At 26.4% G+C, this 20208-nt stretch carries 23 protein-coding genes and 1 other annotated feature; of the genes, 21 read left to right on the top strand and 2 right to left on the bottom strand.

The features are described 5' to 3' along the window. Positions 1 to 4 precede the first annotated feature (4 nt). From mreB to CS899_RS05010, 19 genes are all read left to right on the top strand, one after another. Positions 5 to 1039, top strand: a complete 1035-nt coding sequence (gene mreB, locus CS899_RS05100) for a rod shape-determining protein (protein ID WP_100065090.1) — start codon at positions 5 to 7, stop codon at positions 1037 to 1039. Further along, the gene (gene mreC, locus CS899_RS05095) at positions 1029 to 1895 is read left to right on the top strand and encodes a rod shape-determining protein MreC (protein WP_100065089.1); all 867 of its coding nucleotides are present in this window, start codon (positions 1029 to 1031) and stop codon (positions 1893 to 1895) included. The genes mreB and mreC overlap by 11 nt, the downstream gene beginning before the upstream one ends. After that, positions 1888 to 2379: a rod shape-determining protein MreD gene (mreD, locus tag CS899_RS05090; protein ID WP_100065088.1), complete on the top strand. Its 492-nt coding sequence runs from the start codon at positions 1888 to 1890 to the stop codon at positions 2377 to 2379. Before mreC ends, mreD begins: the two co-directional genes overlap by 8 nt. Positions 2380 to 2390: 11 nt before the next feature. After that, positions 2391 to 5753, top strand: a complete 3363-nt coding sequence (locus CS899_RS05085; RefSeq protein WP_100065087.1) for a penicillin-binding transpeptidase domain-containing protein — start codon at positions 2391 to 2393, stop codon at positions 5751 to 5753. Between the two features lie 12 nt (positions 5754 to 5765). Further along, positions 5766 to 6386, top strand: coding sequence for a P-loop NTPase family protein (locus CS899_RS05080; RefSeq protein WP_100065086.1), 621 nt, complete (start codon positions 5766 to 5768; stop codon positions 6384 to 6386). Then, on the top strand, positions 6386 to 7441 hold the full coding sequence (locus CS899_RS05075) for a ribonuclease E/G (RefSeq protein ID WP_100065085.1): 1056 nt from the start codon (positions 6386 to 6388) through the stop codon (positions 7439 to 7441). Before CS899_RS05080 ends, CS899_RS05075 begins: the two co-directional genes overlap by 1 nt. 20 nt (positions 7442 to 7461) lie before the next feature. Continuing rightward, positions 7462 to 7531 (top strand) — a sequence feature (ribosomal protein L21 leader region). Between the two features lie 11 nt (positions 7532 to 7542). After that, positions 7543 to 7854, top strand: a complete 312-nt coding sequence (rplU, locus tag CS899_RS05070) for a 50S ribosomal protein L21 (protein ID WP_100065084.1) — start codon at positions 7543 to 7545, stop codon at positions 7852 to 7854. Between the two features lies 1 nt (position 7855). After that, positions 7856 to 8200: a ribosomal-processing cysteine protease Prp gene (locus CS899_RS05065; protein ID WP_100065083.1), complete on the top strand. Its 345-nt coding sequence runs from the start codon at positions 7856 to 7858 to the stop codon at positions 8198 to 8200. Between the two features lies 1 nt (position 8201). Continuing rightward, positions 8202 to 8492: a 50S ribosomal protein L27 gene (gene rpmA / locus CS899_RS05060; RefSeq protein WP_100065082.1), complete on the top strand. Its 291-nt coding sequence runs from the start codon at positions 8202 to 8204 to the stop codon at positions 8490 to 8492. 84 nt (positions 8493 to 8576) lie between these two features. Beyond that, positions 8577 to 9848: a GTPase ObgE gene (gene obgE / locus CS899_RS05055; RefSeq protein ID WP_100065081.1), complete on the top strand. Its 1272-nt coding sequence runs from the start codon at positions 8577 to 8579 to the stop codon at positions 9846 to 9848. Between the two features lie 8 nt (positions 9849 to 9856). Next, entirely contained in the window at positions 9857 to 10147 is a 291-nt protein-coding gene (yhbY, locus tag CS899_RS05050; RefSeq protein ID WP_100065080.1) for a ribosome assembly RNA-binding protein YhbY, read from the top strand. Continuing rightward, positions 10131 to 10739 carry a nicotinate-nucleotide adenylyltransferase gene (gene nadD / locus CS899_RS05045; RefSeq protein WP_242491872.1) on the top strand — a complete coding sequence of 203 codons (609 nt, stop codon included), beginning with the start codon at positions 10131 to 10133 and terminating at the stop codon, positions 10737 to 10739. The genes yhbY and nadD overlap by 17 nt, the downstream gene beginning before the upstream one ends. Continuing rightward, on the top strand, positions 10732 to 11316 hold the full coding sequence (gene yqeK, locus CS899_RS05040; protein ID WP_100065079.1) for a bis(5'-nucleosyl)-tetraphosphatase (symmetrical) YqeK: 585 nt from the start codon (positions 10732 to 10734) through the stop codon (positions 11314 to 11316). Before nadD ends, yqeK begins: the two co-directional genes overlap by 8 nt. Beyond that, on the top strand, positions 11306 to 11626 hold the full coding sequence (gene rsfS / locus CS899_RS05035; RefSeq protein WP_242491871.1) for a ribosome silencing factor: 321 nt from the start codon (positions 11306 to 11308) through the stop codon (positions 11624 to 11626). Before yqeK ends, rsfS begins: the two co-directional genes overlap by 11 nt. 19 nt (positions 11627 to 11645) lie before the next feature. Further along, a complete protein-coding gene (locus CS899_RS05030) occupies positions 11646 to 12041 on the top strand; it encodes a RidA family protein (protein ID WP_100065077.1) in 396 nt (131 codons plus the stop codon). 80 nt (positions 12042 to 12121) lie between these two features. Next, positions 12122 to 14701: a YfhO family protein gene (locus tag CS899_RS05025; protein ID WP_100065076.1), complete on the top strand. Its 2580-nt coding sequence runs from the start codon at positions 12122 to 12124 to the stop codon at positions 14699 to 14701. A 38-nt stretch (positions 14702 to 14739) separates the two neighbouring features. After that, entirely contained in the window at positions 14740 to 15810 is a 1071-nt protein-coding gene (locus tag CS899_RS05020) for a GNAT family N-acetyltransferase (RefSeq protein ID WP_100065075.1), read from the top strand. Next, a complete protein-coding gene (locus CS899_RS05015; RefSeq protein WP_100065074.1) occupies positions 15810 to 16412 on the top strand; it encodes a GNAT family N-acetyltransferase in 603 nt (200 codons plus the stop codon). Before CS899_RS05020 ends, CS899_RS05015 begins: the two co-directional genes overlap by 1 nt. Further along, positions 16402 to 17301 carry a PIG-L deacetylase family protein gene (locus CS899_RS05010; RefSeq protein WP_100065073.1) on the top strand — a complete coding sequence of 300 codons (900 nt, stop codon included), beginning with the start codon at positions 16402 to 16404 and terminating at the stop codon, positions 17299 to 17301. Before CS899_RS05015 ends, CS899_RS05010 begins: the two co-directional genes overlap by 11 nt. A 14-nt stretch (positions 17302 to 17315) precedes the next feature. On the opposite strand, the gene CS899_RS05005 is transcribed toward CS899_RS05010, so the two are convergent. Beyond that, the gene (locus CS899_RS05005) at positions 17316 to 18545 is read right to left on the bottom strand and encodes a S41 family peptidase (RefSeq protein ID WP_100065072.1); all 1230 of its coding nucleotides are present in this window, start codon (positions 18543 to 18545) and stop codon (positions 17316 to 17318) included. 209 nt (positions 18546 to 18754) lie between these two features. On the opposite strand from CS899_RS05005, the gene CS899_RS05000 reads away from it, so the two are divergent. Further along, positions 18755 to 19243 (top strand): ferritin, encoded by a 489-nt coding sequence (locus tag CS899_RS05000; RefSeq protein ID WP_100065071.1) that lies wholly within the window; start codon positions 18755 to 18757, stop codon positions 19241 to 19243. 21 nt (positions 19244 to 19264) lie between these two features. Continuing rightward, complete coding sequence (yihA, locus tag CS899_RS04995) at positions 19265 to 19867, top strand: ribosome biogenesis GTP-binding protein YihA/YsxC (RefSeq protein ID WP_100065070.1); 603 nt, start codon at positions 19265 to 19267, stop codon at positions 19865 to 19867. A 78-nt stretch (positions 19868 to 19945) separates the two neighbouring features. On the opposite strand, the gene rd is transcribed toward yihA, so the two are convergent. Further along, the gene (rd, locus tag CS899_RS04990) at positions 19946 to 20107 is read right to left on the bottom strand and encodes a rubredoxin (protein WP_100065069.1); all 162 of its coding nucleotides are present in this window, start codon (positions 20105 to 20107) and stop codon (positions 19946 to 19948) included. Positions 20108 to 20208 lie beyond the last annotated feature (101 nt).

The raw sequence follows: 20208 nt of genomic DNA, 5'->3' as shown, positions 1-20208 counted from the left end.
AAAAATGCCATCTTTATTAAGATTTTTTGCAAGAGATATAGGTATAGATTTAGGAACAGGAAATACTATAATATCTGATGCAAATGGAAATATATTAGTAAATGAGCCTTCAGTTGTTGCAATAGATTTGACTACATATGAGGTTTTAGCAGTAGGTATAGAAGCTAAGAATATGTTGGGAAAAACTCCTGAAAATATTATGGCAGTAAGACCGTTGGAAAATGGAATTATAGCAGATTTTGAATTGACACAAGCCATGCTAACTTTTTTTGTGAAAAAAGCTAATAGTGGATTTTCTGTTTTTCAGCCTAGAGCAATGATTACAGTTCCGTCTTTTTTAACAGATGTTGAAAAAAGAGCTGTAGAAGATGTAGTCATTTATGCAGGTTGTAGAAATGTATTATTGGTCGAAGAAAACATTGCAGCGGCTATTGGAATGGGATTAGATATAAATGAACCTAAAGGACATTTAATTTCAAATATTGGAGCAGGTACAATACAATCTTCAATAATATCTTTAGCAGGAGTGGTTTCTAGTAAATCTATAAAGTATGGCGGGGATAATGTAGATAGGGACATTAGAAGCTATATTAAAAAGAAACATAATTTGTTAGTAGGAAATTCTACTTGTGAATATATAAAAAATGTTATTTGTACTTTAAAAAATGAAAATTTAAAAAGAACTACGATAATTAGTGGTAAGGATTTAGTAACAGGTATGCCAAAGACTTTAGAAATAAAAGCAGAAAGTTTATTGGATTGTGTAATACCTCTTGTTAATGAAACTTTATCATCTATTAGAGATGTGCTTGAGAAAACTCCACCAGAAATTTCAGGAGAGATAATAATAGATGGTATTGTTTTATGTGGAGGAGTTTCAAATCTTGACGGACTAGCAGAAGCGGTAGAAGAAAATGTTAAGATTCATACTTCAGTTGCTGAAAATCCGATTAATATTACAGGTATAGGTGTAGGAAAGGCTCTAAAAGTTTTGTCTAAAAAAACAAGGATACTGATAGGTAATAAAGATGAACGATAAATTCAGATATAGCAACAAAAAAAGAAAAGGTATAATTTTTGTAATAACGGTACTATTTTTAATATCTTTGATTGTTACAAGCAATGGAAATAGTAAGATTATATCTTTTGGAGGCAATGTTATAGCTACAATTACTACACCGATTACAAAAGTTATATACTTTACTTCTTCAAAGGTTATTGAAGGGTTTGAATTTGTTTTTGGATCTGCTGATATGAGACGAGAAAATTCAGAATTGAGTTTGGAGAATATAAAACTCAAAGAAGAAGTAGAGAATATGGAAAAAACTATAGATAATCAAGAATATCTAAAGGATGAGTATGAACTAATAAAGAATTCGAAATTAAATTTAATAAAAGCTTATATTACAAGTTTGGATCCTTCAAATATATACTCTAGATTTAATATTGACAAGGGAAGTATGGCTGGGGTAAAGGAAAAAGATACAATAGTACAAGGTGTTTTAAATGAAGATGATGTAATAGTAGAAGGCTTAGTGGGAACTGTAACTGAAGTGGGACTTAACTTTTCAAAGGTAACTTCAATAATGGATGGAAGCAACAAGGTATCTTTTAAAATTTCTAGAAATGGAGAAATAGGTGTTATTTCAGGAGGAGATGGAAATATTATAAATGGATATATGTATGAATCAGGAGCTTCTATAGAAGTTGGAGATAGTATATATACATCTGGTCTTGGAGGAATTTACCCACCAAATCTATATATAGGTAAAATTAAAGAAATAGTAGAAGATGATGCAGTTAAGAAAAAAGTTGTAATAGAATCACCAGTTAATTTCAAAAATATGTATAGAGTTTTAGTATTAAATAACGAACAGGAAATAAAAGATGAATAAATTAAAAATATGTATAATAGTCTTAATAAATTTAATCTTACAAACAACGGTAGTATCTAGAATAGATATATTTGGAGTGCATGCAAATTTATCTATTCCAGTTGTAATTGGACTATCAATAGGATTTGGACCATATTTTGGAGGATTTAGTGGACTTATTATAGGTTTAATAGAAGATATACTTTTTTCTAAAATATTAGGTGTTAGAGCATTAATATATTTTGTGATAGGCTTTATAATAGGAAATTCAGAAGTTGGAATAAACAAAGATTATGTTAGAAGTGGATTAATATTGACAATTATAGCAACAATAGGAAGCTATATTGGCAATGTTTTAATTGGTAAACTAATAGGACAAAATATAGTTTTATTAAACTATATTTTGGGACCAATAATTATAGAAATTATAATTAATTCATTGTTGTATGTATTAGTATTCCATTTATTTAAGAAAATTTTTGTTTTCCCTAGATTCAGATTATAAATGGAGAAAAAATGAATAGAATCAGAAATAGAATACAAAAGTTAATAAATAAATATAGAGGGTATGATAGATTTTATGCTGTACAAATAATCTTATTTTTGATGATGTTTTTATTAATAATAGGATTAGGCTATTTAACATTGGTTAGAGGAAATTATTATAGGGACGTATCAGAAAACTCAAGGTTAAGGGAAGTTGAAGTTATAGCACCTAGAGGAAATATTTATGATAAAAACGGAAAATTATTAGCAGGTAACAAAGTTGTATATACAGCTTCAATAATGAAAGACGATTTTAGCAAATTAGATCAAAAAACAAAGAATGAAAACTTGTTGAAATTAAGCAGATTGCTAGAAGAAGATGGAGCTAACTATAATGATGGGTATTCTATAGCACTAAATTTAATAACTTTTAAAAGTGAGAAAGATTTTACAAAGGAAGATTTATCTCCTATTAATAAAACGGTTGAGATAATAAAAGACAACGAATTGATGTTGGAGATAATAAACAAGGAATATTCTAAAGAAACGAAACAAGGCGTATATAATTTTAGAGTAGTAGATAGAGTAATTAATTCTATTAAGAAAAAAGGGTTAGATATACCTTTAGATTCAGGTTATGGAAATCTTGAGTTTACAGACACTAAGAATGAATTTTTGCAAAAAAATGGATATAAAGAAGGACAAACTCCATATCAGTTTTTGGGTAATTATGTGAAAAATGATGAAAGTATAATAAGAAATATACTAAATCATCCTCTTGGAAGAGAGCTAGCATATAAAGTTATAGAAGAGAAGAACCTTCAAGATAATTTAGTAATAGAAAAAATAGGTTTAGAAGATAAGGAAAAACTATTGGAAACAAAATCTTCACTATCAAAAACCTATTCAAATATAACGATGAAAACAAGTGCTAAGTTTGATTTTACAGAAATTGTGAGAAATTCTTCAATAGATGATTTGTTAACAAATGTAACATTAAAAGTTAATTCAGAAGAACCTGCTATAATTCCAGCTGAAAAGGCAGTAAAACTATTAAATAAAAACAACATTGACAATAATCTAGAAGTTACTATAGATGAGAAAGACAAAGACAATCCCCAAGCCATAATAAGTTATAAAAAGGGTTATGAAGATAAAAATCTAACAGCAAAAGATAAATTAAAAAGTTTAATTATAGATAATAATTTATTAGAAGAATTTGTAACATCAGATGATATAAAATTCATAGCTCAATCAATAAATACACAAAAGAATATAACTCCAAGAATAAGTGTTACAGAATGGGGTTATAGTTATGAAAAAAACATTGATGATTTATATAAGGCAAATAAACTAAATTCAAAAGAAGATAATGTTGAGGACTTATATGAAGCTATAAAAGAAAATACATTGAACTTTGGAATTGACGAAGAAGATATAGTAGAGTATTCGAAATATGATACTAATAATATGCTGATACTATATGATAGAATTTCTAAGCATGGAGATTTAAGATATGCTCCATTAGATCTTACATATAATATAAGTAAAATCACATTTTCTAAGATAGAGGAAAACTTTAGTGATGATTCAGGAATTTTTGTAGATTCAGAATCTATAAGATATTATCCTAACGGAGACCTTGCAGCTCATGCTATTGGATATATGGGAAAAATCTCTACTCAAGCAGAAATTGATAAATATATTAGTAACAAAAATTATTCTAAGGATTCATTAGTTGGTAAGACAGGTGTGGAAGAAAGTCAAGAATTATCATTAAAAGGTACAAATGGAAAGAAGAGAGTATTAATAGATAATAGGGGAAATACAACAGAAACTTTAAGTGAGACTAAGGCAATACCAGGAAATGATGTTTACACGTCAATAGATATTAATATACAAGATGCAGCAGAGAAGGCTTTAAAAGAAACTATAAGTTCCTTGCAAGGAGATGGTGTTTATAATTCAGACTGGGGAAATACAACTCTTTCTAGATCTAGTTCAGGAAACTCCTATTCAAAAGCGACTAGTGGAGCAGCGGTTGTGCTAAATGCAAAAACAGGAGAAGTTATTGCAATGGCAAATGAACCAGACTTTAATTTAAATATGTTTTCGACGGGAATATCTTCGAGTGATTGGGAGAGTCTATACCCCAAAAATGAAAAAGATTTGTTAGCAGCAAGACCACTTTTAAATATATCAATGCAATCTGCAATACAGCCAGGATCTACTTTTAAATTAGCATCTTCCTTAGCAGGATTAAAAAGTGGATTAAGTCCAAACTTTACTTTAAAATGTCAAGGTTTTATAGATGTTGGAGGAAGAACTTTTGGATGTGCTATTTGGAATAGATCTAGATCTGTTCATGGAAATGAAAGCATAAGGGAAGCGATAAGAGATTCTTGTAACTACTATTATTTTAATCTTGTACAAGGTTTGTCATCAGCTTCGAGAGATGGTTCAAGTTTTCAGTTAAAAGTAGATGATATATCAGAAACAGCAAAGTCTTTAGGACTAGGAGAAAAAACTGGAATTGATATAAATATGCCAGCAGAAAGTTTGGGAACTTTACCTGATAGAAAAGTTAAATTAGGAACATATAAGAATTTGTATGTTAAATATTTGCAAGAAAATGCTAAGTATTTCTTAAAAGATTCTGATACTTCAGAGGAAGAATTAAACGAAAAAATAACAGAAATGAGCAATTGGATAGATGAACCATCAATTTCTGATTCTGAAATTAAGAAGAGACTTGAAGAACTAGGATTTGATCCTGATAGAAAGAAAGAAAATGAAAAAGACTCTTTTTCATATCAAGTAAAATATAATTTCTTGGATCAGTCTAAGTGGTTGCAAGGTGATAGTTTAAACGTTGTTATAGGACAAGGACAAAATGCCTACACTCCAATACAAATGGCAAGATACATGGCAACTATAGCAAATGATGGATATAAAAATAAATTGAGTATAGTTGATAGAGTTGTAAGTAGTAGAGATGGAGAATATATTTACAAAAATTCACCATCGCCAGAAAGACTGAATCTAGATGATTATGATTATTTAAGGATAATTAGAGAAGGTACAAAAATGGCAGCTGAAACTGGGTCACAAGCAAAAATATATGGAAAGTTACCTTTTAAGCTTGGAGTAAAAACTGGTACAGCAGAGGTAGGAACTAAAAATCCAGTAACAGGTGAAGAATATGATGAATATGGATGGACAATAGGTTTTGCACCATATGACAATCCTGAATATGTTGTAGTTGCAGTAGTAACGCAAGCAGGTACATCGTCAAATATTACACCGATGTTTAGAGATATTATGGCAGCTGCTATGGAAGTTACACCTTCTGGAAATTCAGAAGATGGGCAAGTAGAGGCTAATGCTGATTAATTAGAGGTAGAGATGAAAATAGTATGTATTTCATCTGAAGATAAAACTAGAAAGAACTTGTACATATCAAGTCTTTCTAGTTTTTTATCTAAAGATGCAAAAGTTTTAGTAGTGAACATGGATGACAATCGTGATTTGGAAATTTTATTTGAAGTAGAAAATTATATTATTTATGACAATTTAGATTATTTTTCACAAATTTGTAATTTAGAACAAGGAAAAACAGAAGTAAACGATAATTTAGATATTCTTCCAAGTGCTTTTAAAAAAGATAAATATACATTGAAAGATGAAGATTATAAAAAATTAAACAATATAAAAGGTTATGATTATTTAATTTTAAATATGGAATTAAGAAAAATAAATCTAGTAGATGATGTAGAACTAATAAGTGAGAACATTGAAAACATAGAAAATATTAAAAAATATTTTATAAATAATAGGATTGTTAGAAGTAAAATTAATAGAAGAAAAAAAGAAGAAATAGAAAAAGAAGGATATATAGTTATTGCAGACAAGTTAATAGACAGTAATATTAGCAATGAAGATTTATATGAAATTTGGGAAGTATACTTGGGAATATCAGAATACAAAATGGACAGAAATATAATAGAAAGAATTTTTAACTTGTAATGAAATATTATTTTATTTATACAGATAATAATAAAACCATTATTGGTTTATCGGAAAATAATAAACTAAAAAAATTAAATATATTTAACGATTATTCGCTAAGAGATGATGTTTATATAGCTAAGGTAACAAAAGAACTTCATAGTATCAAAGGTTATATTATAGAGATAGAAAAAGATGTAAAAGCTTGTATTGAAAAGAGACATATTCCTAAAGGTGTAAAATTAGGGAATGAAATTATAGTACAACTATATAAAAAGACAGATTCAAATAAATTCGATAAATTTACAACGGATTATTCAATATCAGGTAAAAAATTAGTTTATTACCCAAATAGGAAGAAGAATACTTTTTCAAAAAAAATAAAAAAAGAAATTAAAGAAAAATTCATATTAGAAAATGATTTATCAACTTTTGAAGGAATTACATTTAGAACAGATAGTTTGAATTATGCTATTGAAGAATTAAAAGAAGAAAATTATTCTTTAAAAAATATAAATAAATTTATTATAAAACAATCTAAATTTTTACCAATACCTAGAAAAATTTATTCAAATATAAAATATATATATGAATTTATAGATGGTAAATTTGATTATATAATAACAAACAATAAAGAAAAATTTAATAGTCTAAAAGAATATTTTAAAGATAAAGAAATAATTTATGAAGAAAATTATAATTATGAATATGATGAAAATATATCAAAAGATTTATTAAGTCTTGAACAAGAAAAAATTGAAATTCTTCAAAATTCAAATATTGTAATACAAAATACAGAAGCTTTAACAGTTATTGATGTAAATAGTGGACAAGATACAAATTTTTTAGAAATAAATAAAGAAGCTATATCAGAAAGTATAAGACAAGTAGAGCTTAGAGATATTAGTGGAATTATTTTGATAGATATAATAAATATTAAATCAAAAGATATGAAAATTTTATGTAAATTTATTGAGAATAAATTAAAAGAATATACACAAATAAAATTTTATGGTATCTCAAATATAGGACTTTTAGAATTTATTAGAACAAGAATAAAGATTGACAATTAAATAAGATTACTATATACTAATTGAGTGTGTAACCGCTCAGGCAAGGTTTTAAAGCATAGTCACCTTATCCTGGCGAGTCTTAAAATAAGGAGGTGCACTAAATGTACGCAGTATTACAAACAGGTGGTAAACAATATAATGTAGAAGCAGGAAAATGTTACTATGTTGAGAAATTAAATGCTGAAATTGGAGAAACTGTAGAATTTGATAATGTACTTTTAATTGCTGATGGAGACAATGTTAAAGTTGGAAGTCCAAATGTAGAAGGAGCAAAAATAAAAGCTACAGTAGAAGCTCAAGGCAAAGGTAAGAAAGTAATAGTTTTTAAATTTAAGCCTAAGAAAAACTATAGAAAGAAAAAAGGACATCGTCAACCTTTCACTAAGATTAAAATTGAAGCTATAGAAGGTTAGTATGATTGAAATTGTTTTGACTTTAGATAAAGATGATAGAATTATTGAAATAAAGTCAAAAGGTCATGCTGAATTTGACGAAAGTGGAAAAGATATTGTATGCTCTGCAGTTTCAGTTTATTTTATAAATTCAATTAATACTTTGACAGAAATAGTAAAAGTAGAGAAGTTTATAGATTACGAAATTGATAACAATATTAGTAAGCTTAAAATTAGATATGAAGGTATGACAAGTAAAGAAGTAGAATCTACGTCGCTGATTTTAAATAGTTTAAAATTAGCTTTAAACAGTATAAAAGATACTTATAATGAATATATTAGCGTCGAATACGAGGAGGTGCGATAATATGTTAAAAATGGACTTACAACTATTTGCTAGTAAAAAAGGAGTAGGTAGTTCTAAAAATGGTCGTGATAGTGCTGCAAAAATGCTTGGTACTAAAAGAGGTGACGGACAATTTGTTCTTGCTGGAAATATTTTAGTAAGACAAAGAGGTACTAAATTCCATCCTGGAAACAATGTAGGTAAAGGTGGAGATGATACTTTATTCGCTACTATTGATGGTATAGTTAAATACGAAAGAAAGGGTAAAGATAAAAAACAAATTTCAGTTTACCCAAGACAAGAGTTAGCTTAAAAATTTGCAACACTTTATTAGTGTTGCTTTTTTATTTCACAATTTGTAGTATAGTAGTATAAAGTTAAAGGAAAAGGTAAAAATATGTTTATAGATGTTGCAAAAATTGAATTAAAAGCAGGAAGAGGCGGAGATGGAGCAGTAGCTTTTCGTAGAGAAAAGTTTGAACCATCAGGAGGACCTTTTGGTGGTGATGGTGGTAATGGTGGAAGTATTTACATCATTGCTGATGAGAGTATAAGAACACTTATGGATTTTCGCTATAAGAGACATTACAAAGCTGAAAATGGTGAAAATGGTGGAACTAAAAGAATGTACGGTAAAAAAGGAGAAGACTTATATCTTAAAGTTCCAATAGGTACATTAATTAAGGATTACGATACAGATAGAGTAATTCATGACATGAAGTATCATGGTGAAGAATATCTTGTTTGTAGAGGAGGTAAAGGCGGTAGAGGAAATGCTAAGTTTTCTAATTCTACAAGACAAGCTCCAAGATTTGCTGAACCTGGTACAAAAGGGCAAGAAAGGATAGTTAAATTAGAGATAAAACTTATAGCAGATGTTGGTTTGATAGGTCTTCCTAATGTTGGAAAATCATCTATACTTTCAATAATTAGCGAAGCTAAGCCTAAGATTGCAAATTATCACTTTACAACATTAGAACCTAATTTGGGAGTAGTAAAAATAGGAGAGGGAGAATCTTTTGTTATTGCAGATATTCCAGGTATCATAGAAGGAGCTAGTGAAGGAGTAGGGCTTGGATTTGATTTCTTAAAGCATGTTGAAAGAACTAGGGTATTGGTTCATGTATTAGATGCTTCAGGCAGTGAAGGTAGGAACCCTGTAGATGATTATAATTCAATAAGAAAAGAATTATTATCATACAATATAAAAATAGCTGATAAAAAAGAAATCATAGTTGCAAATAAAATAGACTTACAAGGTGCAAAAGAAGGACTAGAGAGTATAAAAAACGCTTTTGTAGATAGAGTAGATGACATAATAGAAATGTCAGCAGCTACAACAGAGGGAATAGATAAATTAAAATATAAAATATGGGAAATATTAAAAGAAGTAGGATTTGAATATGAGACATATGATGAAGAATATATTCCATTTGAAGATGAAAAAGAGCCTGATTATGAAATAACTAAAAGAGATAATACTTATATAGTTACAGGACCTTTAATAGACGATTTAGTTTATAGAACTAACTTTGAAGACAATGAGGCATTAAAACATTTCCAAAAAGTTTTAACAGATAAAAAAGTTTTTATTAAATTAAAAGAAAATGGGATACAAGATGGAGACTATGTTATAGTTGGTGAAATGGAATTTGAATATTTTGACTAGGAGGATATATGATTAATCCAAAACAAAGAGCGTATCTAAAGGGGTTAGCTCACGATATGGAACCTCTTTTACTAATTGGTAAAGGTGGAATTTCAGAGAATACTTTGAAACAATTAGATGATTTACTAAAGAAGAGAGAATTAATAAAAGTAAAGATATTAAATAATAACTTGGATGATAAAAATGAAATAGTTGAAACTATTTTGGATAATTTAAATGCAGAATTTGTTCAAATAATAGGATCTAAATTTGTTGTTTACAGAGAATCTAAGGAAAAGAAAATTGAATTGCCAAAATAAAAATATAGCTATAATGGGGGGGACATTTAATCCTATCCATATAGGACATTTGGCAATAGCTCAAGAAGCATTAGAGTTTAAAAAGTTAGATAGAATAATTTTTATGCCAGCAGGTACACCTCCTCATAAGGATAGAGAAATAGTATCAAGTCATAAAAGATTTGAAATGGTTAAGATTTCAACTAGCAATAATGACAATTTTGAAATTTCGGATTTTGAAATAAACAAAAAATCAAGAAGCTATTCTTTTGAAACTGTAAAATATTTAAAGTCATTATATGGTATTGAAGAAATTTATTTTATAATGGGAGAAGACTCTTTAATGAGTATTGAAAGTTGGTATAAGTATAAAGAATTTTTATCTGAAACAAAAATATTAGTAGCTAGAAGATCTTATAAAAACATAGAGCTACTTCGAGAAAAAATAGTTGAATTAAATTTAAAAGGATACAATATAGAAGAAATTCCAACGTCTTTTCTGGATATTTCATCAACAAATATTAGAGAAAGATTTAGAAATGGGCAAAATCCAAGATATTATTTGGAATATAATACCTTTAGATATATAGAAAAAGAAGGGTTATATGTGTAGATTTGAAGATATTCAAAATGATTTGAGAGATAAATTGAAAAAATCTAGATACGAACATACTTTACGAGTTGTCGAAAAATCTATTGAATTAGCAGGTTTATATAATATAAATAAAGAAAAAATTAAAATAGCAGCTCTTTTACACGACTGTGCAAAAGGAAAAGAGGATACTTATAAAAATTTGTATTCTGAAGAATTTAATTTATTAATAAGTAAAGAAGAATTTAAAGAATTTCGTAATCCTTTTTTGGAGCATTGCTTATTAGGAGCTATAGTGGCTAAAAATAAATACAAAATCAAAGATGTGCAAATATTAAACGCTATAATATATCATACTACAGGAAGATTAAATATGAATGATTTTGAAAAGGTGTTATACTTAGCTGATAAGACAGAAATTGGAAGAAATTACAATAATGTAAAGAAAATTAGAGAAAAATCATTATTAGATTTAAATAGTGCTATAATATTAAGTATAAATAATACTATATTATACTTAATAAAAAGAAATCAAGAAATTTCAATTAATACTATATTACTAAGAAATAGCTTATTAGGAGGATATGTTGAAGGATAAGATAAACTTAATAAAAGAAGCATGTGAAGAAAAGATAGCTAAAGATATTGAAGTTATAGAGCTGGAAAATGGACAAGCTTTAGCAGATTATTTTGTTATTGCTACAGGTAATACTGCAAATCAAACTCAATCTATTGCAGATGAAGTAGAAAAAATAGCCACAGAAAATAACCTTGATTTACTAGGTAAAGAAGGTTATAGAGATGGGAACTGGATTCTAGTGGATTTAGGTGATATAATAGTACATGTATTTACACCAGAGTTTAGAGAGTACTATGATTTAGAAAGACTTTGGAGTAAAAAAATATAGATTTAAAGGAGAAATTTTAATGAGCGTAGAATTTATTACAACACACAAAGCACCAGCAGCAATTGGTCCTTATTCACAAGGAACAAGAGGATTAAAAGGAGCAGATACAGTTTTAGTATCAGGACAATTACCAATCAAAGATGGTAACTTAGTTACAGAAGTAAAAGAAGCAACTCAAACAAGCTTAGACAATGTTTTAGCAATTATTGAAGCTGCAGGTGGAAAATTAACAGATATAGCTAGAGTGGGAGTTTTTGTAAAAGACATTGCTGATTTCGATGCTATTAACGAAGTTTATACAAACTTCTTTGGTGATCATAAACCAGCTAGAGCTTTAGTTCAAGTAGCTAAATTACCAAAAGATGCAGTTATTGAAATTGAAGCAACAGCTTTAATAAATGATTCATTAGAATAAATCTTATAAAAGGATAGTTACCTATCCTTTTTTTATTGTTTTTTAAGTTATAATATTCATAGACGATTAGGAGAGGGATTATGTTTTTAAAAATTATTAATAAAATAAGAAACAATAAAAATTATTTTCATATATTAGCTTTTGCTATACCGTTTATCATATTAAATATTTTATATATTGTATTTAAATATTATCCATTCGGTGATAATCAGATACTTGTTGTAGATGCATATCACCAATATTATCAATTTTTAGCTGAATTAAGAGGAAAAATCCTAGAAGGAGAATCTATATTTTATTCATGGCATATGGGAATGGGGACAGATTTTTTATCTTTAATGGCTTACTACTGTGCAAGTCCTTTAAATTTATTATCAATATTAGTCCCAGCAAAGTTATTAAGTTATTTTTTTGCTGTTTTAATTTCTTTAAAAATAAGTTTTGCCAGTTTATTTTGCTTGATGTATTTGAAAAGTATATACAATAAAAAAGATTATACAGTCGTGATTTTTTCTTTACTATATGCATTTTGTGGATTTCTAGCAGGATATTATTGGAATATTATGTGGTTAGATGTAGTTTCATTACTCCCACTTGTAGCACTTGGATTAAAACAAGCTATTACAAAAAATAAGTATGGATTGTACTTGGGGTCACTAGCTTTATGTTTGTTGACAAATTACTATATGAGTATATTTATATGTATATTTATAGTGATTTTTTATTTTTTCTATTCAATAAATATAAAAGTAAAATTTACTAATTTTATAAAAAAGGGATTTGCTGTATTGGGATCATCTTTACTATCAGCAGGTTTATGTGCATGGATTTTAATACCTACATTCATAGGTCTAGGGAAGGTGTACAAAACAGCCAGTCCATTTCAGGGAGAAATGGAAATATATGAATCCTTTTTAGATGTATTGTCAAATATGTTGGCATTTAATTATCCAACTGTCACAGAGGGATTACCAAATATATATTCAGGGTTGATTTGTTTATTTCTTTTGGTAGTTTATTATTATTCAAAAGAAATAAAATTAAGAGAAAAAATATTATCATTTATGGTGTTAGTTTTTCTAATACTTAGTACAAATATAAATATATTAAATTATATATGGCATGGTTTAAGATACACTAATATGCTTCCTTATAGATTTACGTTTATATTTTCTTTTGTTGTAATCGTATTGTCATACAAAGGGTACAAAAATTTAAACAAGCTAGCTAGTAAAGAATTTATTGCACTGGGAATAATGAGTTTGGGTATAGTTGTATTACTTGCAGGAAATAGAGAATTACCTATTTTAATAGCTAATATAATATTATTTAGTGTTTATTTAGTATTGTTGTATTTAAAAAATTACAAAACTAAAAAAGTATATGGAATAATTTTATTTATATTAATAATAGCAGAAATAACAGCAAATGCATTTATAGGGCTAAGCACAGCTGGTAAAACAACATATTCTCAATTTCACCAAAATAGATCTGAAATAGAAGCGCTAGTGAAAAAGGCTGATAAAAAAGAAAAAGGTAAATTTTATAGAATGGAAGTTGTTGATAGATTTACATTTAATGACCCGCCATTATACCAATATAATGGAGTATCATTCTTTTCTTCAACTATAGATGCTAGAATCTCAAAGTTTTTAGATGATATAGGAATACCATCATATCCACTTAGTAACAGATATTTTTATAATTATGGTTCTCCAGTAACGAATTCTATATTTGATATAAAATATTTAGTATCAAAAAATAAAAAGTTGAATGATAATTTTACTATGGATTTGGTAGATAAAGAAAATAATACGTTTTTATATAGAAATCATAAAGCTTTACCTTTAGGTTTCATGGTAGATAAAAATTCGCCTAATGTAAATTATGCTGGTGGTTTAATAAATAATCAAAATACATTATTCAAAAGTTTTACAGGAATAAAAGATAATGTTTTTAATATTATAAGTAAAAGCAATGTAACATTTGAAAATATAGAATTATTTAATTCCTTAAATGATACTTATGATTATAAGATGGACGAAGGTCAGGAAAAAGGAAAAATAGAAATAGAGTATAATATACCAAAAACAGGATTTTATTATTTGGAGTCTGATAAAAATTTGGTTTGGAAAGTAAAAATAGGAAAAGAAGATGCTCTTAACGAATACGAAACTAGAGAAAATACAGTAATACCTTCTGGATATTATCAAAAGGGCGATAAAGTTAAAGTTTCAGTTGATTTAATAGATGAAGATGATGGAAATTATTATTGTAAATTAGCATTATTAAATGAAGAAGTATTTCAACAAGGATATGAAAAGCTTTCAAGTGAAATTATTAATATTGATGAATATAGTTCTTCGAATATAAAAGGAAATATTACGGTATTAAATGATGGGTATTTCTTCACTTCTATTCCATATAACGAAGGCTGGGAACTTTATGTAGATGGAAAGAAAAAAAAAATAGTTCCATATAAAGAAGCTTTTGTGGGGGCTTACCTAGATGAAGGTAATCAGAAAATAGAGTTTAAATATAAATCTCCTGGTTTTGTAGAGGGGATGATTATAACTGAAATTTCAATAATTATAATAACAGGGCTATATTCTATAAATAAATTAAAAAAACTAAAAAAAATGAAATATAAAACTAGATAAAGAGTTTATATATTAAGATATGAGGTTGAGCAAATTAAATGGAATTAAGAATAATAAAAAACTTAGATGAATTAAAAAGAATTGAAAAAAAGTGGAAAGAATTAGAAGATGGTTCAAATGTAAAATATTATTCAACATTTAATTACTTGAAATATTGGATAGAAGAAGTTGTAAATAAAAATAATGAACTTTTTATAGTGATTTTAGAAAAAAATACAGAACTTTTATCGGTAGCTCCTTTGTATATTGAAAAGAGAAAAACCAAAATAGGAGAAATTAGAGAGTTAAAGTTTATAGGTGTTGGAGATTATTTTGATATTATAATAAGTGAAAATGGAAAATCTAACTTATATTTCAAAGAAATATTTAGTTTTATAGAAAAAAACAGAGATAGATTTGATAGAATAAATTTAAGTTATATTGAATTTCAGTCTAAATTAGCGAACTATATTTTAAGCAATGACAAACTAAATAATTCACTTAATTATCTTGTAGAAGTTCCTGAATTGGATTTTTCTGAAATATATAAATTAAATGATATTAATATATCTAAAAATATGAAAAATTATAAAAATAGACTACTAAGGGATGCTAAATACAATTTTGAAATATTAATAGGAAATCAAATTGACGAAAAAATATTTGCTGATATTTCAGATATTCACCAGAAAGAACAAGATTTTTTAAATAAGGAAAAAAATAGAACTAGTAGATATAGTATATTATCAGATGATTTTAAAGGAGATATATACAGTAAATTAATAATAGACAATGAAAATGTAGTTATATTTTTATTAAAAAATGAAAATGAAGAAATAATAGTTTATAAAATTTGTTATTTATATGATGATATATATTATGAATGGAATACAGGTTACAATTATAAATACTATGATTATAGACCCAATAATACATTGTATATAGAAACATTTAAATATTTAATAAATAAAGAATTTAAAGGAATTTATGATTTTGGAGCTGGAAGATATCCATGGAAATATAGATGGGCAAATAAAAATAATATTGTGTATGAATACGATGAATTTGTTAGTTTAAATCTTAAGATTAAATTATTTAATAAACTAAGAAAGTTAAAGGACATAATATAATGAATAAGATTTTAAAAAAAATTAAGGACAAGGGAATAAAGGGAGTATTTATTTCTTTGTCTAGTAGATTTTATTCTAAGAATTATTTAATGAAGTTAAATATTGAAAAATTACAAATAAAAAAAACGATTTATAAAATAAAAAAAATAAATAGGGAAATAATAGAAGAATTAAAAGAGAGCACAGAAGAATTTACTCATACTAAATATAAACAATTTTATGAAAAGATAGATAGTTTAAATAATATTGGATATGTCATATATTACGAAGACGAGATAGCTGGTTATAGCTGGACTATGACAGAAGAAATAAAAGAAGGACTGACAGGCTATGAAAGCAAATTGAGTCATGATGAACTATATATTTATGATGTTTATATTTTTGAAAAATACAGGAAATTTGGATTAGGAACAAATTTAATAGATTCTATTTTACAAAATTCTTTAGGAAAATATAAAATTATATACGTTATTGTAGATAATATAAATTTTAAGTCTAAGGGAATGTTTTATAAAATTGGATTTGAAAATTATGGTAAAATTTTTATATTAAAATTATTCGGAAAAAAATTTAGAAAAGTGGTAATAAATAATGGGAATTAAAGATATATTAGCTAAATTGCTATATTATCCAATAAAATTGAAAAATATTAGTGAAATAAAAAAAATATATACTAACTACCAAGTGGATAAAGAAAATCTAGTTAAGATGGATTTAAATAAATCTTTAAAAAATACATTAGTTTTAGTTCCACATGTAGATGATGAAGTTATAGGATTAGGAGGAATATTTTTAAAAAATACTCTTAATAATAAAACTGTAGATTTATTATACATGACAGACAGTGGAGGAAGTTTAAGCAAGAAGGAACAAAATACTAAGGAACTTAGAAAAGAAGAAGCCTATAAATTAAAAGAAGTACTCAAATTAAATGATTTATCAATACTAGAAGTTAAGAATAACGATGTTGAAAATTATAAGGAATTTGCAGTAATAGAATTAGAAGAAAAATTAATATCTAAAAAATATGATAATATATTCATAGTATCGCCATTTGATGCACATACTGAACATAGATGGATTAACAGGATATTATATTTTTCTTTACAAAGAGTTGACTTTAAAGGTAATATTTTTTTGTATGAGGTTAGTAATTTATTGCCTTGTTCAATTGTAAATTCATATTTTGAAATAGATTTAAAAGAAAAATATAATTTATATAACATTTTTGAAAGTCAGAAACATACAATGGATTTTGATATATTTAATCAACTTAATAAATATAAAGGTCTAGCGATAAAAAATAATAATCCTTTAGAATTTTTTTCGAAACTAGATAAGAACGAATACTTAAATTTATTTTCAAAACTTAATGAATCAAATACTGACGAACAAATACTTTACAGAATAGGAAATCATAGATCTTTTTATAAAATTTACAAGAATGAAGATAGACTTCAACAAATGTATGATAAATTACTTAACAAATAAAAAAAGAAATGCTACTAATCTAGCATTTCTAGTAAAACTTCTAAAGAGTCAGAATTTTCTTTTATTTCTATTTCAGGATATGTACCATATTCTGTGTTTGCAGAACCTTCTTCGTTTATACCCATTCCAATAGGGGTAGATATTACAAAATTACTGTAAGGTAACTTTATAAATGCATTATTTAAATTAATACCATTTCCAGAAGTGAACTGTCCAACGGTGGTTGCAAAATCTGTAATATTAGAAAATTGACTTAAAAAGTCAGCAGCGTTACTTGTATTTTTATTTTGAAGTATATAAATTTCTCCGTCAAATAAATTATCTTTATTTTCCTGTATTCTTATTTTATATTCTTTGTAAAGAGGAAAATTTTCTAATTTATCATTGCTTATATCTTTACCAGATATTTTATTGGATTTATAAAATTTATCATCAAGGTCAAAATAACTATATGAATTATAGTAGTCTAAAAATTCTGAGTATTTTTCATTTTTTTCTAGAATAACCGAATTCATAACCAAGGTATTATGTGCTAAAGGGGTAATTATATTTTCAAATAAATATTCTATAGAAGAACCATTATTATCCCTTATATCAATAATTAAATGGGAATAACCATCTAATCCATTAATAAATTCAGTTAATAAACTAGAATCTTTTTTTATAGCTAGAGGATTAAAATCTTGTATTTTAATATAAGCTGTTTTATTTTCGTTTATTATTTCCATAGATATTCCACTTTCTGAAGAAGTATCATCAGAAGTGTCTTTATATTCACTATACCTTGCTAATACATTTTTATCATTTAAGACTAAAGACCACGGCGAGTCGGAATTATCCTCTAATTGTGATTTATAAGTAAAGTATTTTTTTGAGTCTATTAGAAATAAATTCGGCTGTTTAAATTCTTCGAAAAAATCTAGCAATGTTTTTTCATATTCAACATCACTTTTTGTTTCTAACAATTTATTTTCATAATTTGAAATTATATTATCTAAAGTATTGTTAATATATTTTTCGTTAATAGATAAATATGGATAATCATTTTTTAAAAATTCTACTATAAAATCAAACTCTTCTTGTTTTTTATTTTTGTCTAGAGTTATTATTTCACCACTCTCTGTTGAGTTTATATCTAACTCATTAGGTTTATATATTAACAAGGTTGTTATGAATACAAGTAAGTAAAACAGAAAGATTAAACTTATATTTTTATTACTTTTACGTTTTTTATTTTTTTTCATAAATTTTCTCCTAATAGCTGATAAATTACACAATTATTGTTAATATTATACTATAAATCAATGTAATATTCTAAAAATCAATAGATTATGTAGTTATTTTAACAGATAATAGGGTATAATATTGGAGCAGGTTATTTAAGTTAGTATGAATATGTGAATTTATTTAAATTTATATATTGAAAATAATAAAAGTAAAGAAGGAGATAAAAATGGATAACAAAAATTTATTAAACAATCTAAATGAACAGTATAATTTTGAATTAGAATCAGCTTATATTTACAGGGCTATGGCTCATTGGTGTGAAATAAATAGTTGGTCAGGATATGCGAATTTCTTATATAAACAAGAAGCAGAAGAATTAGAACATGCAGATAAATTAAAAGCTTATCTTTTAGATTTAGGCTATAATGTAAAATTAAAGGCTATTGCTGAACCAAAATCTGAGTATGACAGTTTAGAAGATATATTCAAATCAGCACTAGAGCATGAAAAACTAGTTACATCAAGAATAAGAATGTTATTTGAAGAAGCTAGGGATATTAACGATTATGCAACAGAAGACCTATTACGTTGGTATATATCAGAGCAAGTTGAGGAAGAAGCATCTTTTAATGACATTATAGAAAGATTAGAAAGAATAAATGGAAGTATGTCAGGATTATATATATTCAATAATGAAATGGCAGCTAGACAATAATCCATTAAAAATGGAGTAATGATGAAAATAAAAAGTAGTAGATTGGATACAATTGCAGCGACGCTAAGTCAGTATCCAGAGGAGAATGTGCCAGAGATAGCATTTGCTGGAAGGTCTAATGTAGGAAAGTCTAGCTTTATAAATTCAGTAATTAATAGGAAGAATTTAGCTAGGACAAGTTCTAAACCAGGAAAAACGAGAACGGTAAATTTTTATAATATTAATGAAGAATTTAGACTTGTAGATTTACCAGGTTATGGGTATGCTTCAGTATCTAAATCAGAAAAAGATAACTGGGCTAAAATAATAGAAACTTATCTAAATAATAGAAATAATTTGTATGAAGTAATTCTAGTTGTGGATATAAGACACAAGCCTACAGCTAATGATATTCAGATGTATAAATGGATTTTGTCATTTGGATTTACAGGTTTTGTAATTGCCAATAAACTAGATAAGATATCTAAAAATAAGTGGAAAAAAAATTTAGAAACAATAGCAGAAACTTTAGAGGTGAAAGATCTAGATTTAATTATTCCATATAGCTCAGAAAAAAAGATCAATTTAGAATTGGTACTAAAACAAATAGAAAATATTATAGAGTTTGGTGAAGGATTTGATTAAAATAAGGAAGTGCTTATGCACTTCTTTTTTTGTAAAAAAATAAAAGTGACTTTAAAGTCACTTTTATAAATAATTTAATTAATCTTCTGGTTCGAACATATCTTTTTCAGCTCCACAAACTGGACATACCCAGTCTTCAGGAAGGTTTTCAAAAGCTGTACCTGGAGCTATATCAGCTTCAGAATCTCCTTCAGCTGGATCATAAATATAACCACAAGGTTGACAAACATATCTTTTCATAATAATATCCTCTCCTTTCATAACTCTACATTACAATTATACCCTAAAATATTTTATTAAACACTTAATAAATATATTAATATTTATATGCCAAATATTTG

Origin of the sequence: Miniphocaeibacter massiliensis, from assembly GCF_900232905.1 — a bacterium.
GTDB classification, from domain to species: Bacteria; Bacillota; Clostridia; order Tissierellales; family Peptoniphilaceae; genus Miniphocaeibacter; species Miniphocaeibacter massiliensis.
The sequence above is the reverse complement of the archived record's forward strand: the minus strand, read 5'-3'. Positions and strand labels throughout refer to the sequence as shown.

Bases quoted from the DNA above. Each gene is read 5' to 3' on its own strand.
- CS899_RS05010 (WP_100065073.1), top strand. From the start codon at position 16,402: ATGGGAATTAAAGATATATTAGCTAAATTGCTATATTATCCAATAAAA.
- obgE (WP_100065081.1), top strand. From the start codon at position 8,577: ATGTTTATAGATGTTGCAAAAATTGAATTAAAAGCAGGAAGAGGCGGA.
- rpmA (WP_100065082.1), top strand. From the start codon at position 8,202: ATGTTAAAAATGGACTTACAACTATTTGCTAGTAAAAAAGGAGTAGGT.
- mreB (WP_100065090.1), top strand. From the start codon at position 5: ATGCCATCTTTATTAAGATTTTTTGCAAGAGATATAGGTATAGATTTA.
- rd (WP_100065069.1), bottom strand. From the start codon at position 20,107: ATGAAAAGATATGTTTGTCAACCTTGTGGTTATATTTATGATCCAGCT.
- mreD (WP_100065088.1), top strand. From the start codon at position 1,888: ATGAATAAATTAAAAATATGTATAATAGTCTTAATAAATTTAATCTTA.
- CS899_RS05020 (WP_100065075.1), top strand. From the start codon at position 14,740: ATGGAATTAAGAATAATAAAAAACTTAGATGAATTAAAAAGAATTGAA.
- CS899_RS05025 (WP_100065076.1), top strand. From the start codon at position 12,122: ATGTTTTTAAAAATTATTAATAAAATAAGAAACAATAAAAATTATTTT.
- CS899_RS05030 (WP_100065077.1), top strand. From the start codon at position 11,646: ATGAGCGTAGAATTTATTACAACACACAAAGCACCAGCAGCAATTGGT.
- CS899_RS05015 (WP_100065074.1), top strand. From the start codon at position 15,810: ATGAATAAGATTTTAAAAAAAATTAAGGACAAGGGAATAAAGGGAGTA.
- CS899_RS05000 (WP_100065071.1), top strand. From the start codon at position 18,755: ATGGATAACAAAAATTTATTAAACAATCTAAATGAACAGTATAATTTT.
- CS899_RS05085 (WP_100065087.1), top strand. From the start codon at position 2,391: ATGAATAGAATCAGAAATAGAATACAAAAGTTAATAAATAAATATAGA.
- CS899_RS05005 (WP_100065072.1), bottom strand. From the start codon at position 18,545: ATGAAAAAAAATAAAAAACGTAAAAGTAATAAAAATATAAGTTTAATC.
- yihA (WP_100065070.1), top strand. From the start codon at position 19,265: ATGAAAATAAAAAGTAGTAGATTGGATACAATTGCAGCGACGCTAAGT.
- rplU (WP_100065084.1), top strand. From the start codon at position 7,543: ATGTACGCAGTATTACAAACAGGTGGTAAACAATATAATGTAGAAGCA.
- yhbY (WP_100065080.1), top strand. From the start codon at position 9,857: ATGATTAATCCAAAACAAAGAGCGTATCTAAAGGGGTTAGCTCACGAT.
- CS899_RS05080 (WP_100065086.1), top strand. From the start codon at position 5,766: ATGAAAATAGTATGTATTTCATCTGAAGATAAAACTAGAAAGAACTTG.
- yqeK (WP_100065079.1), top strand. From the start codon at position 10,732: ATGTGTAGATTTGAAGATATTCAAAATGATTTGAGAGATAAATTGAAA.
- CS899_RS05075 (WP_100065085.1), top strand. From the start codon at position 6,386: ATGAAATATTATTTTATTTATACAGATAATAATAAAACCATTATTGGT.
- CS899_RS05065 (WP_100065083.1), top strand. From the start codon at position 7,856: ATGATTGAAATTGTTTTGACTTTAGATAAAGATGATAGAATTATTGAA.
- mreC (WP_100065089.1), top strand. From the start codon at position 1,029: ATGAACGATAAATTCAGATATAGCAACAAAAAAAGAAAAGGTATAATT.